15 protein-coding genes are annotated in these 15026 nt (G+C 66.3%); all 15 read left to right on the top strand.

Annotation, left to right across the window (positions count from 1 at the left end):
- Positions 1 to 130 precede the first annotated feature (130 nt).
- The 15 genes from tsf to AC6LKG_RS13705 all read left to right on the top strand — a co-directional run bounded on the left by tsf (position 131) and on the right by AC6LKG_RS13705 (position 14933).
- Complete coding sequence (gene tsf, locus AC6LKG_RS13775; RefSeq protein ID WP_049074268.1) at positions 131 to 1009, top strand: translation elongation factor Ts; 879 nt, start codon at positions 131 to 133, stop codon at positions 1007 to 1009.
- A 97-nt stretch (positions 1010 to 1106) separates the two neighbouring features.
- A complete protein-coding gene (pyrH, locus tag AC6LKG_RS13770; protein WP_006394495.1) occupies positions 1107 to 1823 on the top strand; it encodes a UMP kinase in 717 nt (238 codons plus the stop codon).
- A 15-nt stretch (positions 1824 to 1838) separates the two neighbouring features.
- A complete protein-coding gene (gene frr, locus AC6LKG_RS13765; protein WP_498165147.1) occupies positions 1839 to 2399 on the top strand; it encodes a ribosome recycling factor in 561 nt (186 codons plus the stop codon).
- 161 nt (positions 2400 to 2560) lie between these two features.
- Complete coding sequence (gene uppS, locus AC6LKG_RS13760; protein WP_498165146.1) at positions 2561 to 3325, top strand: polyprenyl diphosphate synthase; 765 nt, start codon at positions 2561 to 2563, stop codon at positions 3323 to 3325.
- A 65-nt stretch (positions 3326 to 3390) separates the two neighbouring features.
- Complete coding sequence (locus AC6LKG_RS13755) at positions 3391 to 4248, top strand: phosphatidate cytidylyltransferase (RefSeq protein WP_498165145.1); 858 nt, start codon at positions 3391 to 3393, stop codon at positions 4246 to 4248.
- Positions 4245 to 5444 carry a 1-deoxy-D-xylulose-5-phosphate reductoisomerase gene (locus AC6LKG_RS13750; RefSeq protein ID WP_498165144.1) on the top strand — a complete coding sequence of 400 codons (1200 nt, stop codon included), beginning with the start codon at positions 4245 to 4247 and terminating at the stop codon, positions 5442 to 5444. Before AC6LKG_RS13755 ends, AC6LKG_RS13750 begins: the two co-directional genes overlap by 4 nt.
- A gap of 79 nt (positions 5445 to 5523) precedes the next feature.
- On the top strand, positions 5524 to 6855 hold the full coding sequence (gene rseP / locus AC6LKG_RS13745) for an RIP metalloprotease RseP (protein ID WP_498165143.1): 1332 nt from the start codon (positions 5524 to 5526) through the stop codon (positions 6853 to 6855).
- 53 nt (positions 6856 to 6908) lie between these two features.
- Positions 6909 to 9254, top strand: coding sequence for an outer membrane protein assembly factor BamA (bamA, locus tag AC6LKG_RS13740; RefSeq protein WP_498165141.1), 2346 nt, complete (start codon positions 6909 to 6911; stop codon positions 9252 to 9254).
- Between the two features lie 110 nt (positions 9255 to 9364).
- Positions 9365 to 9925: an OmpH/Skp family outer membrane protein gene (locus tag AC6LKG_RS13735; protein ID WP_498165140.1), complete on the top strand. Its 561-nt coding sequence runs from the start codon at positions 9365 to 9367 to the stop codon at positions 9923 to 9925.
- Positions 9926 to 9939: 14 nt separating this feature from the next.
- Positions 9940 to 11037: a UDP-3-O-(3-hydroxymyristoyl)glucosamine N-acyltransferase gene (gene lpxD, locus AC6LKG_RS13730; RefSeq protein WP_498165139.1), complete on the top strand. Its 1098-nt coding sequence runs from the start codon at positions 9940 to 9942 to the stop codon at positions 11035 to 11037.
- Positions 11038 to 11109: 72 nt separating this feature from the next.
- Complete coding sequence (fabZ, locus tag AC6LKG_RS13725; protein ID WP_006385190.1) at positions 11110 to 11565, top strand: 3-hydroxyacyl-ACP dehydratase FabZ; 456 nt, start codon at positions 11110 to 11112, stop codon at positions 11563 to 11565.
- Positions 11566 to 12360 carry an acyl-ACP--UDP-N-acetylglucosamine O-acyltransferase gene (gene lpxA / locus AC6LKG_RS13720; RefSeq protein WP_498165137.1) on the top strand — a complete coding sequence of 265 codons (795 nt, stop codon included), beginning with the start codon at positions 11566 to 11568 and terminating at the stop codon, positions 12358 to 12360.
- Positions 12357 to 13553, top strand: coding sequence for a lipid-A-disaccharide synthase (gene lpxB, locus AC6LKG_RS13715; RefSeq protein ID WP_498165135.1), 1197 nt, complete (start codon positions 12357 to 12359; stop codon positions 13551 to 13553). The genes lpxA and lpxB overlap by 4 nt, the downstream gene beginning before the upstream one ends.
- A complete protein-coding gene (rnhB, locus tag AC6LKG_RS13710) occupies positions 13540 to 14148 on the top strand; it encodes a ribonuclease HII (protein WP_498165133.1) in 609 nt (202 codons plus the stop codon). Before lpxB ends, rnhB begins: the two co-directional genes overlap by 14 nt.
- Positions 14145 to 14933, top strand: a complete 789-nt coding sequence (locus AC6LKG_RS13705; RefSeq protein WP_498165131.1) for a TrmH family RNA methyltransferase — start codon at positions 14145 to 14147, stop codon at positions 14931 to 14933. Before rnhB ends, AC6LKG_RS13705 begins: the two co-directional genes overlap by 4 nt.
- Positions 14934 to 15026 lie beyond the last annotated feature (93 nt).

The raw sequence follows: 15026 nt of genomic DNA, 5'->3' as shown, positions 1-15026 counted from the left end.
CGTGCCCCTGCCTCGCCGGCAGTGCGAAGGTGGGCTCCCGCCTTCCTGATCCGCAGCTTGCGGACGTCTCATCGAATCACACCAATGCCCCGGCCCGCCGGGGCATGTCTTAGCAAAATTTGGAGCTAACATGGCTGAAATTACCGCCGCCCTGGTCAAGGAACTGCGCGAAAAGACCGATGCGCCCATGATGGAGTGCAAGAAGGCCCTGACGGAAGCCGAAGGCGACCTGGCCCGCGCTGAAGAGATCCTGCGCGTCAAGCTGGGCAACAAGGCCAGCAAGGCTGCCGCCCGCGTCACCGCCGAAGGCCTGATCGGCCTGTTCATCTCGGCCGACGCCAAGCAAGGCGCCGTCATCGAAGTGAACTGCGAAACCGACTTCGTTGCCAAGAACGACGACTTCGTCGCCTTCGTCAACAAGCTGGCCGAGCTGGTCGCCACCCAGAACCCCGCCGACGTGGCCGCCCTGTCGGCGCTGCCCTACGGCGACGGCACCATCGAATCGACCCGCACCGCCCTGATCGGCAAGATCGGCGAGAACATCTCGATCCGCCGCTTCGAGCGCATCCAGACCCCGAACGCGCTGGCCAGCTACGTGCACGGCGGCAAGATCGGCGTGCTGGTGGAATACGCCGGCGCCGAGGAAGTGGGCAAGGACCTGGCGATGCACATCGCCGCGACCAAGCCGAAGGCCCTGAACGCCGACGGCGTGAACCCGGCCGACATCGCCGCCGAACGCTCGGTCGCCGAGCAGAAGGCCGCCGAATCGGGCAAGCCGGCTGAAATCGTCGCCAAGATGGTCGAAGGCTCGGTGCAGAAGTTCCTGAAGGAAGTCACGCTGCTGTCGCAGCCTTTCGTCAAGGACGACAAGAACACCGTCGAACAGATGCTCAAGGCCAAGGGCGCCTCGATCACCAAGTTCGTGCTGTTCGTCGTCGGCGAAGGTATCGAGAAGAAGACCAGCGACTTCGCCGCTGAGGTTGCCGCCGCCGCCGCCGGCCGCGCCTGATCTCAGGGTAGTCCTTACAGGCCGGCGCTAGATATTTTCTAGTCCGGCCTATTTCTTGTCTTACACTTTCGTCGGAATGTTCTTCGGGATATCACCTATGAGCAGCAGATCATACAAACGGGTTCTTCTCAAACTTTCCGGCGAGGCGCTGATGGGCGACGATGCATTCGGCATCAATCGCGCCACCATCGTCCGCATGACCGATGAGATCGCCGAAGTCGCCGCCACTGGCGTCGAGCTGGCCATCGTCATCGGCGGTGGCAACATCTTCCGTGGCGTCGCCCCGGGTGCGCAGGGCATGGACCGCGCCACCGCCGACTACATGGGCATGATGGCCACCATCATGAACGCGCTTGCCCTGCAGGACGCGCTCAAGCACAAGGGTATCGACACCCGCGTGCAGTCGGCCCTGAACATCGATCAGGTCGTCGAACCGTACATCCGCCCCAAGGCCCTGCGTTACCTCGAAGAAGGCAAGGTCGTCATCTTCGCCGCGGGCACCGGCAACCCCTTCTTCACGACCGACACGGCCGCCGCCCTGCGTGGCGCAGAGATCGGCGCGGAGATTGTGCTGAAGGCCACCAAGGTCGACGGCATCTACAGCGCGGATCCCAACAAGGATCCTTCCGCCACGCGCTATGCGCGCATCAGCTTCGACGAGGCCATCGTCCGCCGCCTGGAAGTCATGGACGCCACGGCGTTCGCCCTGTGCCGCGACCAGAAGCTGCCGATCAAGGTGTTTTCGATCAATAAGTCGGGCGCGCTCAAGCGCGTCGTCAGCGGCGAAGACGAAGGCACGTTGGTTCACGTTTAAAGAAAAGGAAAATCCATGAGCGTCGCAGAAATCCGCAAATCCGCCGAAGCCAGGATGGCCAAGTCGCTTGACACGCTCAAGACCAACCTGGCCAAGATCCGCACGGGCCGCGCCCACACCGGCATCCTGGACCACGTGCAGGTCGAGTACTACGGTTCGCCCGTGCCGATCAGCCAGGTTGGCAACGTGAACCTGGTCGATGCGCGTACCATCAGCGTCCAGCCCTACGAAAAGCACATGGCCGCCGCGATCGAGAAGGCCATCCGCGAATCGGACCTGGGCCTGAACCCGATGTCGCTGGGCGACAGCATCCGCGTGCCGATGCCGGCGCTGACCGAAGAGCGCCGCCGTGACCTGACCAAGGTGGTGCGCAGCGAAGGTGAGGACGCCAAGGTGGCGGTGCGCAACCTGCGCCGCGAAGCCAACGACTCGCTGAAGAAACTGGTCAAGGACAAGGAAATCTCCGAGGACGACGAGCGTCGTGCCCAGGACGACGTCCAGAAGCTGACCGACCGCAACGTGGCCGACATCGACAAGATGGTCACGCAAAAAGAAGCGGAAATCATGACCGTATAATCCTTGCAGTGCCGGGCGCGTCCGCGCGTCCGGCCGCAGGCTTTTCGCTTTCGCGCCGTCTTATCCATTGCCGCGCAGTACGCTGACGTCGTGATGGATCGACGGCGCGGGTTTTTCCCGTTTTCCCTGTTTTACGCCGGTCGACGGCGCTCCCCAGACCCATGGCAACCAGTTCTACCCAGGCGGTTCCCGCTACCCGCGACATCCCGGAGCACGTGGCCATCATCATGGACGGCAACGGCAGGTGGGCGACGCGGCGCCTGCTGCCACGCACGGCGGGGCATGCCAAGGGTGTGCAGGCGGTGCGGCGGGTGGTCGAGGCCTGCGGCCGCGCGGGAGTGCGCTACCTGACGCTGTTCGCCTTCAGCTCCGAGAACTGGCGCCGGCCCGCAGAGGAAGTGTCGCTGCTGATGCGCCTGTTCGTGCAGGCGCTTGAGCGCGAGGTGGGCAAGCTGGAAGAGCAGGGCGTGCGCCTGCACGTCATCGGCGACCTGTCGGCATTCGAGCCGCGCCTGCAGGAGCTGATCTTCGCGGCCCAGGCCCGCACCGCCCACAATGACCGCCTGCACCTGACCGTGGCCGCCAATTACGGCGGCCGTTGGGACATTCTGCAGGCCACCCGCGCGATGCTGGCGGCCGAGCCCGATCTGGCGGCGCATCCGGAGCGGGTCGACGAAGAGCGCCTGGCGCGGCATCTTTCCATGTCCTGGGCGCCCGAGCCCGACCTGTTCATCCGCACGGGCGGCGAACAGCGCATTTCCAATTTCCTGATCTGGCAGATGGCGTACGCGGAGTTCTACTTCACCGACCGCTTCTGGCCGGACTTCGGCGCCGATGAATTGCGCCAGGCATTCGAGTGGTACCGGACGCGCGAGCGCCGTTTCGGCCGCACCAGCGCCCAACTCAACGAGAGCAGCGGAAAATAGTCCGGCATTCCGCCTGCCACGCGCCGTACGGGGCAGCGCCGAGTCGACCCTGAGGAGACCGTCATATGTTGGGCCAGCGTATCGTTACCGCCGTCATCCTGCTCGCCGTCCTGGCCGCCGCGATGATCAGCGCCAACCCCTGGTGGTTCATGGCATTGCTGGCGTTGGCCGCGGCCTGCGCCAACTGGGAATGGCTGCGCCTGACGCTGCCGCAGCCGCCGTCGCGGCTGCTGGCGGCCGGCATTCCGGTGTTGCTGTTCGCGTCCATGCTGGCGCTGGCGTCGGCGTGGCTGGCCGGCAACCGCAGCGGGCTGGCCGATCCCGGCTGGATCCTGCGCTATGCCGCGCCGCTGGTGGTCGTGGTGTGGGTGTTCGGGGCCACCTCAGCGGTGGTGCGCGGCCGCGCCGAGGCGCCGCCGGCCAGCCTGGCCTGGTCGCTGTTCTCGGTGCCGGCCGCTTTCGTCGCCTGGGCGGTGCTGGCGCAGTGGTATATGGCGCACGGGGCCGTGTTCGTGGTGTCGCTGCTGGCCTTGGTCTGGGTCGCCGATATCGCCGCCTATTTTGCCGGCAGGGCGTTTGGCAAGCGTAAACTGGCGCCCCGGGTCAGCCCGGGCAAGACGGTGGCCGGCGCCGTGGCCGGTGTGCTCGGCGCGGTGATCTGGATCGGTCTGTCGAGCCTGTGGGACGGCACTTATGGCCACGCCCTGGTGGCGCGCTGGTCGTTCTGGCTGGCGTTGCCGATCGCCGCGCTGCTGGGCGTGCTGTCCATCGTGGGCGACCTGTTCGAATCGCTGCTCAAGCGCCGCGCCGGCCGCAAGGATTCCAGCGCGCTGCTGCCCGGCCACGGAGGCGTCTACGATCGTATCGACGCGATTCTGCCGGTCGCGCCTTTTGCGCTAATTTTGTCTGGAGTGTTGTTTTGACGGCTTTTCAACGCGTCGTGGTGCTGGGATCGACGGGTTCGATCGGCGAGAGCACGCTGGATGTGATCGCCCGCCATCCTGATCGCCTGGCGGTTTATGCCCTGTCCGCCTACAGCCGCATGCAGCGCCTGGCCGAACAGGCCCTGGCGAGCCGCGCCGCGGTGGTGGTGGTGCCCGACGCCGAAGCGCGCCGGCAGTTCGTCGCGGCCTGGCCGGCGGGCCGGGCCATGCCAGAGATCCGCGTCGGGGCCCAGGCGCTGGCCGATACGGCGGCCGATCCGCAATGCGACGCGGTCATGGCCGCCATTGTCGGCGCTGCCGGCCTGCCAGCCGCCCTGGCGGCGGCGCGGCAGGGCAAGCGGGTGCTGCTCGCCAACAAGGAAGCCCTGGTGGCGGCCGGCTCGCTGTTCATGCGGGCCATTCGCGACAACGGTGCCGAATTGCTGCCGATCGATAGCGAACACAATGCGATTTTCCAGTGCCTGCCGCATGGCGGCCGTGCCGGCGCGCCGGATGCGCCGGCCCCCGGGGTACGCCGGCTGCTGCTGACCGCCTCGGGCGGCCCGTTCCGCGGCCGCGACCTGGAAGACCTGCACGAAGTAACCCCCGCGCAGGCCTGCGCCCATCCCAACTGGAGCATGGGCCGCAAGATTTCGGTCGATTCGGCCACCATGCTCAACAAGGGCTTGGAGGTGATCGAGGCGCACTGGCTGTTCGCCATGCCGGCCGATCGCATCGAGGTGGTGGTGCATCCGCAGAGCGTGGTCCACTCCATGGTGGAGTACGACGATGGTTCGATCCTGGCGCAACTGGGGCAGCCCGACATGCGCACGCCGATTGCGTACGGCTTGGGATTCCCCGAGCGGATCGACAGCGGCGTGGGTGCGCTGGACCTGGCGCGCCTGGGCCGGCTCGACTTCGAGCAGCCCGATCTGGCGCGTTTTCCGTGCCTGGCGCTGGCATTCGCGGCGCTGCGGGCCGGGCAGGGCGCCTGCATTGCCCTGAATGCTGCGAATGAGGTGGCGGTGGAGGCCTTTCTGGCCGGGCGTCTGGGGTACACCTGGATTGCGCGGGTCATCGAGGCGACCCTGGAGTGGCAGGGGGGGCAATCATCTGTTACGCTCAACAGTCTTGACGATGTGCTGGCGCTGGATGCCGCCGCGCGTGTTTATGCCGGCAACCTTGGCCTGGCATGACGCCGCCCGGATGGCAACCTCCGGCAGTCCGGCCCGGCCGGGCCCGCGTCGCCGCTGATTCCTGGATTTCCTGACCCCGATGCTTTTCACCCTGCTGGCCTTTGCCGTGGCGCTTGGCTCCCTGATCATCTTCCATGAGTTGGGGCACTACTGGGTGGCGCGCCTTTGCGGTGTCAAGGTGCTGCGATTCTCGGTCGGTTTTGGCAAGGTGGTGCTGCGCCGCACCGACCGGCACGGCACTGAATGGGCCCTGTCGGCGCTGCCCCTGGGCGGCTACGTCAAGATGCAGGACGACCCCCCGCCCGGCGCCAGCGCGGCCGAGGCGGCCACCGCCTTCAACAACAAATCCGTCGGCAAGCGCATCGCCATTGTCGCTGCCGGCCCGATTTTCAACCTGATCCTTGCGGTGTTCCTGTACGCCGGCCTGAACCTGGCCGGTACCCAGGAGCCGGTCGCCGTGATCGCCCAGCCCGCTGCCGATACGCCCGCCGCGCGCGCCGGGCTGATCGCGGGTGACCGTATCCTGGCCATCGATGGCCAGGAGGTGGCGTCGTGGTCGGACGCGCGCTGGCGCCTGATGGACCTGCTTGCCACGGGCGGCCGTGCCCGCATCGAGGTCGGCACGCCTGGCGGGGGCGCGCAGCAGCGCGAACTGGTCCTGCCGGCCAATGCCATGGATCCGGCCAGCGGCGACCCGCTGGCGGCGGCCGGCATCCGCCTGGCCCAGCCCAAGCCCGCGGTGCGGGTCGTCAACGCGGGCGGCGAAGGGCAGGCGGCCGGCTTGCGCGCGGGCGACCTGATCCTGGCCGTGAACGGCCAGCCGACGCCGGACACCGGCGCGCTGGTCAGGCAGATCCAGGAGAGTGCCGGCAAGACGCTGGCGCTGACGCTGGCGCGCGACGGCGCCCAGGTTACGGTCAATGCCACGCCACGCCCCGAGACGGTCAATGGCCAGGTCATCGGCCGCCTGGGCGTGCAACTGGGCGGCGACGTGCCCATGGTGACGGTGCGCTACGGCGTGCTCGACAGCCTGTGGCAAGGCACGGTCCGCACCTGGGACACGGCGCTGTTTTCGCTGCGCATGATGGGCCGCATGGTCACGGGCGACGTGTCCTGGCGCAATGTCAGCGGCCCCGTCACCATCGCCGATTATGCCGGGCAGACCGCCCGGATCGGCATTGTTGCGTATATCGCTTATATCGCGTTGATCAGTATCAGCCTGGGTGTACTAAATTTGCTGCCTATTCCTATGCTGGACGGGGGGCATCTGCTGTACTATCTCGTCGAAATTGTGCGGGGCAGTCCGCCTCCCGCACGGTGGATCGATATCGGACAGCGCGCAGGCATTGGTTTATTGGCAAGCCTGATGGGGCTTGCGCTGTTCAATGATTTCACGCGCCTGTTCACATAAGCGCCAATTAGCATAAAATCCCCCGCCATTTGCACGACCGAGGATACTCAAGGATGTCTTTTCGCCGGATGTTTCATCACAAAAAGGGTGTACTGCCGGGCGTAGTGCCGAGCCTGATCGCCGCCTTGCTGCTGCCGGGCATGGCTCATGCTTTCGACCCTTTTGTCGTGCGGGATATCCGCGTTGAGGGGATCCAGCGTACCGATGCCGGCACCGTCTTCGGTTACCTGCCGGTCAAGGTGGGCGAGAAATTCACCGAGGAAGAAGCCACCGAGGCGATCCGCCGCCTGTACGGCACCGGCTTTTTCACCGACGTGCAGATCCAGACCGACAATAACGTCGTGGTCGTGGTGGTCCAGGAGCGTCCGACGATCGCGTCCGTGAATTTCAACGGCATGCGCGAGTTCGATTCCAAGGCCATCACCAAGTCGCTGGGGCAGGTCGGTTTCGCCGAGGGCCGCATTTTCGACCGGTCGATGCTCGAGCGCGCCGAATACGAACTCAAGCAGCAATACTTGTCCAAGGGCAAGTACGGCGTCGAGGTGACTTCCACCGTGACGCCGTTGCCGCGCAATCGCGTCGGCGTGAGCTTCGACGTGTTCGAAGGCTCGGTGGCCCGCATCCAGGAAATCCGCTTCGTCGGCAACAAGGCTTTCTCCGAAAGCGACCTGCTCGACGAATTCAAGCTGACCACGCCGGGCTGGCTGACCTGGTACACCGATACCGACAAGTACTCGCGCGAAAAGCTCGAGGGCGATCTGGAGCGCCTGCGTTCGTTCTACCTCGACCGCGGCTACCTCGAATTCACGGTCGAGCCGCCGCAGGTCACGATTTCGCCGGACCGCAAGGACATCCGCATCACCATCACCGTCCACGAGGGCGAGCCCTACAAGGTGCGCAGCGTCAAGCTGGCCGGCAACCTGCTCGGCCTGGACAAGGAAATCAACGCCCTGGTGCAGGTCAAGCCGGACGAGACGTTCTCGGCCGCCAAGGCCAACGATTCGGCCAAGGCCATCACCGACTACCTGGGCGAACTGGGCTACGCCTTCGCCAACGTCAATCCGAATCCGCAGCTCGACCGCGCCAAGCACGAAGCCGACCTGACGTTCTATGTCGATCCTAGCCGCCGCGTGTATGTGCGCCGCATCCAGATCGGCGGCAACACGCGTACCCGCGACGAAGTCGTGCGCCGCGAAATGCGCCAGCAGGAAGCCGCCTGGTACGACGCCAAGGACATCAAGACTTCGCGCGACCGCGTCGACCGCCTGGGCTACTTCAGCGACGTCAACGTCAAGACCGATCCGGTGCCGGGTTCTCCCGACCAGGTCGACGTGAACGTCGACGTGAAGGAAAAGCCCACCGGCATGATCAACCTCGGGGTAGGCTACGGCTCGTCCGAAAAGGCGATCCTGTCGGCCGGCATCAGCGAAGACAACGTGTTCGGCAGCGGCACCAACCTGACGCTGCAACTGAACACCAGCAAGACCAACCGCGCGGTGGTGTTGTCGCATACCGATCCGTACTGGACCAAGGACGGCATCAGCCGCACCACGTCCGCGTACTATCGCGTGACCGAGCCCTGGAACAACAACGACGGCGACTACCGCGTCAAGTCCATGGGCCTGGGCATGAACTTCGGCGTGCCGATCTCGGAATACGACCGGATCTTCCTGGGCGCCAACCTCGAGCGCAACCAGATCGACCTGTTCTCGAATTCGCCGCTGGCCTACCGCAATTTCGTCAACCAGTACGGCGATTCGACCAACTCGGTGATCTTCACCGCCGGCTGGTCCAACGACACCCGCGACAGCGCCCTGGCGCCGACCAAGGGTTCGTACACCCGCTTGAAGAGCGACTTCTCGACGGTCGACCTGAAGTACTACATGCTCACGGGCCAGCAGCAGTACTTCATTCCGCTGGGCGGCTCGTACACCCTGGCGCTGAACGGCATGGTCGACTGGGGCCAGAGCTATGGCGGCAAGGACTACCCGATCATCAAGGACGTGTACGCCGGCGGCATCGGCACGGTGCGCGGCTACGAAGGTTCGTCGCTGGGCCCGCGCGACTCGGTCACGGGCGACTACCTGGGCGGCTCGCGCCGCATCGTGGCGAACGCCCAGTTGTACCTGCCTTTCCCGGGTGCTTCCAAGGACCGCACGCTGCGCTGGTTCATCTTCAGCGACGCGGGCCAGGTCAGCGCCGGCAGCGGCCTGTCCTGCACCAGCGGCAAGCCGGGCAGCGAGGTCGAGGATCCTTGCGGCTGGCGTTTCTCGGCGGGTATCGGTCTGTCGTGGCAATCGCCGATGGGGCCGCTGCAACTGTCGTACGCCCGTCCGCTCAATGCCAAGGCCGGCGACGACAAGCAGAGCTTCCAGTTCCAGATCGGGACCGGGTTCTGAGCACCGGCGTTACGCTTGAAAACAAGGGAAGGGTCGCCTGGCCCGGCCCTTCTTTCGTTTAGTGGCACAATACACACTTTGGCTTTGCCTTACTGGAAGGTGAGATTTTCATGATGTCTGACTTCGCACTTAAATCATCGAATACGCCGCGCGCCAAACGCCGTGGCAAGCTGGGCGGCTCCATTGCCCTGGTGGGTGCGCTCATTCTCGGTTCCGTCGCGGCGGTACCCGCTCAGGCTCAAGGCACCAAGATCGGCTTTGTCAACACCGAGCGGATCCTGCGTGAGTCCGGCCCTGCCAAGACCGCGCAAAGCAAGATCGAAGCCGAATTCAAGAAGCGCGACGACGAACTCCAGCGCCTGAACTCGACCCTGCGCTCGCAAGCCGAAAAGTTCGACAAGGACGCCCCGGTGCTGTCGGAATCCGACCGCGTCAAGCGCCAGCGTGAACTGTCCAACCTGGACACCGACCTGCAGCGCAAGCGCCGTGAATTCCAGGAAGACTTCAATCGCCGTCGCAACGAAGAGTTTTCCAGCATCGTGACGAAGGCCAACGAGGCCATCAAGCGCATCGCCGAACAGGAAAACTACGACCTGATCATCCAGGACGCCGTGACGGTCAACCCGCGCATCGACATCACCGACAAGGTGATCCAGAGCCTGGGCAAGTAAGCCGCAGTCGCCGTATGCCGGTTCTACTGGATCTAGCCCGCGCCCCGACGCTGGAAGCGCTGCTGAGCGCCGCCGATACGCAGGGCATGGGCTGGCGCATCAGCGCGCCCGCCGACGCGGAACCCCTGCGGGTCCGTGGCATCGGCACCCTGGCCTCGGCCGGCGGCCAGGAAATCAGTTTCCTGGCCAATCCGAAGTACCAGGGCCAGCTCGCCGCCACCCAGGCCGGGGCGGTGATCGTCTCGACCGACGTGGCCGAGGCGCTGGAAGCCGCTGGCGCCGACCGGCCGCGCTTCACGCTGGTCGCCTGCAAGCATCCCTATCTGCTGTACGCCCGGGTGGCCCAGTGGTTCGACGCCGCTCGGCGTCCGGCCATGCCGGCCGCCACGCATCCCTCCGCGGTGGTCGCGCCTGACGCGCACATCGAGGAAGACGTGCGCATCGGTCCGAATTGCGTGATCGAGTCGGGCGCGCGCATCGGCCGCGGCAGCGTGCTGGGCGCCGGTTGCGTCATCGGCGCCGGCTCCTCGGTGGGCCCCGGCAGCCGCCTGCATGCCCACGTCACGCTGTACGAAGGCGTGAAGGTCGGGGCACGCGCCATCATCCACAGCGGCGCGGTGCTCGGCGCCGACGGCTTCGGTTTCGCGCCGGACCCGTCGCTGGGGCAGGGCGCCTGGGGCAAGATTCCCCAGTTGGGCGGGGTGACGGTGGGCGACGACGTCGAAATCGGCGCCAACACGACCATCGACCGCGGCGCGCTCGAAGATACCGTGGTGGGCAACGGCGTCAAGCTGGACAACCAGATCATGGTGGCCCATAACTGCCGCATCGGCGCATACACCGCCATCGCGGCGTGCGTGGGCGTGGCGGGTTCGACCACCATCGGCGAACGCTGCACCATTGGCGGCGCCGCCATGCTCTCGGGACACCTGACCCTGGCGGACGACGTGCACATTTCGGGCGGCACCGCGGTGACGTCCAATATTTCCAAGCCTGGCCGCTATACCGGGGTGTACCCGTACGCGGATCATGGTGAATGGCAGCGCAACGCCGCCGTGATACAACAGTTGGCGCAATTGCGCCGCCGCGTGCGGACACTGGAAAAAGACTAGGGCGCGGCCACGCCGCCCTGGGCGCGTCCGGCGCCGCAAGATTTACTTCATTTCGCAGGAATTCACAGAAAAATGGAACTCGACATCAAGGGGATCATGGAGAGGCTGCCGCATCGTTACCCGATGCTGCTGATTGATCGCGTCGTCGAAATGGTGCCCGGCAAGTCCATCGTCGCCATCAAGAACGTCTCGATCAATGAACCGTTTTTCAATGGCCACTTTCCCCACCATCCGGTTATGCCCGGCGTGCTGATCGTGGAAGCCATGGCGCAGGCCTCGGCGCTGTTCTCGTTCACCGACGAAAACGGCGGCCTGAAGTGCGAAGGGGCCAAGACGGCTTACTATCTGGTGGGCATCGACGGCGCGCGCTTCCGCCGTCCGGTGGTGCCGGGCGACCAGCTGCGCATCGAGGTCGAAGCCGAGCGCCTGAGCCGCAGCATCTGCAAATATCAGGCGCGCGCCACGGTGGATGGGCAGGAAGTGGCGTCGGCCAAGCTCATGTGCGCGATCCGCAGCCTGGAAGAGTAAATGGCAGGAAACATCCATCCTACCGCTGTCGTCGATCCGGCGGCGAAAATCGATCCCAGCGTGGTCATCGGCGCGTTTTGTGTCGTGGGACCCGATGTGACAATCGGCGCCGGCACCGAGCTCGGTCCGTATTGCATGGTCGATGGCGTGACCACCATCGGGCGCGACAACCGGTTCTACCGGTATTGCTCGATCGGCGGCATGCCGCAAGACAAGAAGTACGACGGCGAGCCCACCCGCCTGGTGATCGGCGACCGCAACACGGTGCGCGAGTTCGTCACGCTGAATACCGGCACGACGCAGGATGGCGGCGTGACCACGCTGGGCAACGACAACTGGATCATGGCCTATGTGCATGTGGCGCACGATTGCCACGTGGGCAGCAACACCATTCTTGCCAATTCGGTGCAACTGGGCGGCCACGTCCACGTGGGCGACTGGGCCATCGTTGGCGGCCTGACCGGCGTACACCAGTTTTCGCGCATCGGCGCCCACAGCATGACCGGCGGCAACAGTTCGCTGATGCAGGATACGCCGCCCTTCGTGCTGGCCGCGGGCAATCCGTGCCGCCCGGTGGGCATCAACGTCGAAGGCCTGAAGCGCCGCGGCTTCACGCCGGCCCAGGTGTCGGCGCTGCGTGACGCCTACAAGATCATCTACCGCCGCGGCCTGCCGCTGGATGGCGCGCGTGCCGAACTGCGCGCCCGCCAGCAGGCCGAACCCGAAGTCGCCGAGCACCTGCAGACGCTGCTGGATTTCCTCGACGTCGCTTCGCGCGGCATCATCCGTCCATGACCATGCGGATCGGCATGGTGGCCGGCGAGCCCTCGGGCGACCTGCTGGCTGGCCGCATCATTGCCGGTCTGCAGCAGCGCGCGCCGGGCGTGCTGTGCGAAGGCATTGGCGGCCCGCAGATGCAGGCGCGCGATTTCGATACCTGGCATCCGATGCATGCGCTGACGGTGTTCGGCTACGTCGATGCCCTCAAGCGCCTGCCCAGCCTGTTGCGCACCTATCGCGACGTGTCGCGCCGCTGGCTGGCCGAGCCGCCATCGGTGTTCGTCGGCATCGACGCGCCCGACTTCAACCTGCGTCTGGAGCATCAGTTGCGCCAGGCCGGCACGCCGACCGTGCATTTCGTCGGTCCGTCGATCTGGGCCTGGCGCTACGACCGCATCCACAAGATCCGCGAATCGGTCTCGCACATGCTGGTGCTGTTCCCGTTCGAGGAAGAGATCTACCGCAAGGAAGGCATTCCGGTTACCTATGTCGGCCATCCGCTGGCGGGCGCCGTGCCGATGCAGCCCGATCGCGCCGCCGCGCGCGCGCGGCTGGGCATCGATCCCGACGCCCGCGTGCTGGCGATCCTGCCGGGTAGCCGTTCGTCCGAGATTCGCCTGCTGGCGCCGCGCTTCCTGCAAGCCGCGCAGTTGCTGCAGAAGCGCGATCCGGCGTTGCAATGCGTGGTGCCGATGGTCAACGACCAGCGGCGCGCCGAATTCCAGGCGATTCTGGCCAAATACCCGGTGCCCGGACTGCGTTGCGTTACCGCCCAGGATCTGCACGGCGAGGGCGGAGAGCGCCAGTCGCCCGTGGCCTGGTCGGTGATGGAGGCCAGTACCGCGGTGCTGGTGGCCAGCGGTACCGCCACGCTGGAAACCGCGCTGTACAAGCGGCCCATGGTGATTTCGTACGTGCTGTCGCCGCTGATGCGGCGCATCATGGCCTGGAAGTCCGGCCAGGAGCGGCCTTATCTGCCGTGGGTCGGCCTGCCCAATGTGCTGCTGCGCGATTTCGCCGTGCCGGAACTGCTGCAGGACGACGCGACGCCGGAGAAGCTGGCCGAGGCCACCTGGGCGGCCCTGACCGACGACGCCCTGGCGGCGCGCATCGAGGCGCGCTTTACGGCCCTGCACCAGGAACTGCTGCGCGATACGCCGGCGCTCGCCGCCCAGGCGATCCTGGAGGTGGCTGGTGGAGCAGCCTGACCTGTTTGCCGCGCCGGCGCAGCCGGCATTGGTGACGGCTGGCGTCGACGAGGCCGGCCGCGGCCCGCTGGCGGGCGCGGTCTACGCGGCCGCCGTGATCCTGGACCCGGCCCGTCCCATCGATGGCCTGGCCGATTCCAAGGTGCTCAAGGCGGCGACCCGCGAGGCCCTGGCCCTTGAGATCCAGGCGCATGCGCTGGCCTGGTGCGTGGCCAGCGCCAGTGTGGCCGAGATCGACAGCCTGAACATCCTGCGCGCCACCTTGCTGGCGATGCGCCGCGCCGTCGAAGGCCTGGCGCTGGCGCCGCAGTTGGCGCTGGTGGACGGCAACCAGGCGCCCAAGCTGGGCTGCACGGTGCAGACGGTGATCAAGGGCGATGCCCTGGTGCCGGCGATTTCCGCGGCGTCGATACTGGCCAAGACCGCGCGTGACGCCGATCTGCTGCGCCTGCACGCGTTGTATCCGCAGTACGCCTTCGACCAGCATAAGGGTTATGGCACCGCCCTGCATCTGCAGATGCTGCGCGAACACGGCCCCTGCGCCGAGCACCGCCGCAGTTTCGCGCCCATCAAGGCGTTCGGCCTGGTTCCATGAAACACATCAGCTCCCGCGACAACCCCGCCGTCAAGGCGCTCGCCAAACTGGCGGGTACCGCCGGTAAGCGCGGCGCGCCCGTGCTGCTGGACGGCGTGCACCTGTGCCAGGCATGGTTGCAGCATCACGGCGCGCCAGACCGGGCCATCTTCGACGTCGAGCGGCTGTCGCAGCCCGATATCGCGGCGCTGGCGGCCGCGGTGCCTGATTCCCGCTGCCTGGCGCTGGACGCGCGCCTGATGCAGGCGCTGGCCAGCGTCGAGAGCGGGCAGGGGGTCGCCTTCGTGGTGACGCCGCCGCAGCCATTGCCGCCCGAGGCGGTGGACGAGAATTGCGTGCTGTTCGATCGCATCCAGGATCCGGGCAATGTCGGCACTTTGCTGCGCACCTGTGCCGCGGCCGGCGTCAAGCGCGTGTTCCTGGCCACCGGCACCGCCGCCGCCTGGTCGTCCAAGGTGCTGCGCAGCGGGCAGGGGGCGCACTTCGCACTGGCGATCCATGAGCACGTGGACTTGCCGGCGCTGCTGCCGATCCTGCGCGTGCCGCTGGTGGCGACCGCCCTGGAAGGCGCTCAAGACCTGTACGCCGGGCGCCTGCCCGAACGCTGCGCCTGGGTCTTCGGCCATGAAGGGCAGGGCGTGGCGGCCGATCTGCTGGCGGCGGCGCGGCTCAAGCTGCGCATTCCCCATGACATGGCCGCGGTCGAGTCGCTCAACGTGGGCGCGGCCGCCGCCATTTGCCTGTTCGAACAGCGCCGCCAGGCGCTGGCGGCCGGCGCGCCCTGACATCGTCCCACCTTTTCGGGTGGCTCCGCTAAGGGGGGCCGTCCCCGCATATACTCTCGCGACATTCCTGATGCGGACGCCGTTTCGGCGTCA

Source organism: Achromobacter sp. 46006 (assembly GCF_059761975.1).
This window is presented reverse-complemented; position numbering and strand designations above follow the sequence as displayed.

Bases quoted from the DNA above. Each gene is read 5' to 3' on its own strand.
- frr (WP_498165147.1), top strand. From the start codon at position 1,839: ATGAGCGTCGCAGAAATCCGCAAATCCGCCGAAGCCAGGATGGCCAAG.
- rseP (WP_498165143.1), top strand. From the start codon at position 5,524: ATGCTTTTCACCCTGCTGGCCTTTGCCGTGGCGCTTGGCTCCCTGATC.
- lpxB (WP_498165135.1), top strand. From the start codon at position 12,357: ATGACCATGCGGATCGGCATGGTGGCCGGCGAGCCCTCGGGCGACCTG.
- fabZ (WP_006385190.1), top strand. From the start codon at position 11,110: ATGGAACTCGACATCAAGGGGATCATGGAGAGGCTGCCGCATCGTTAC.
- uppS (WP_498165146.1), top strand. From the start codon at position 2,561: ATGGCAACCAGTTCTACCCAGGCGGTTCCCGCTACCCGCGACATCCCG.
- tsf (WP_049074268.1), top strand. From the start codon at position 131: ATGGCTGAAATTACCGCCGCCCTGGTCAAGGAACTGCGCGAAAAGACC.
- bamA (WP_498165141.1), top strand. From the start codon at position 6,909: ATGTCTTTTCGCCGGATGTTTCATCACAAAAAGGGTGTACTGCCGGGC.
- pyrH (WP_006394495.1), top strand. From the start codon at position 1,107: ATGAGCAGCAGATCATACAAACGGGTTCTTCTCAAACTTTCCGGCGAG.
- lpxD (WP_498165139.1), top strand. From the start codon at position 9,940: ATGCCGGTTCTACTGGATCTAGCCCGCGCCCCGACGCTGGAAGCGCTG.
- AC6LKG_RS13735 (WP_498165140.1), top strand. From the start codon at position 9,365: ATGATGTCTGACTTCGCACTTAAATCATCGAATACGCCGCGCGCCAAA.
- AC6LKG_RS13705 (WP_498165131.1), top strand. From the start codon at position 14,145: ATGAAACACATCAGCTCCCGCGACAACCCCGCCGTCAAGGCGCTCGCC.
- AC6LKG_RS13755 (WP_498165145.1), top strand. From the start codon at position 3,391: ATGTTGGGCCAGCGTATCGTTACCGCCGTCATCCTGCTCGCCGTCCTG.
- lpxA (WP_498165137.1), top strand. From the start codon at position 11,566: ATGGCAGGAAACATCCATCCTACCGCTGTCGTCGATCCGGCGGCGAAA.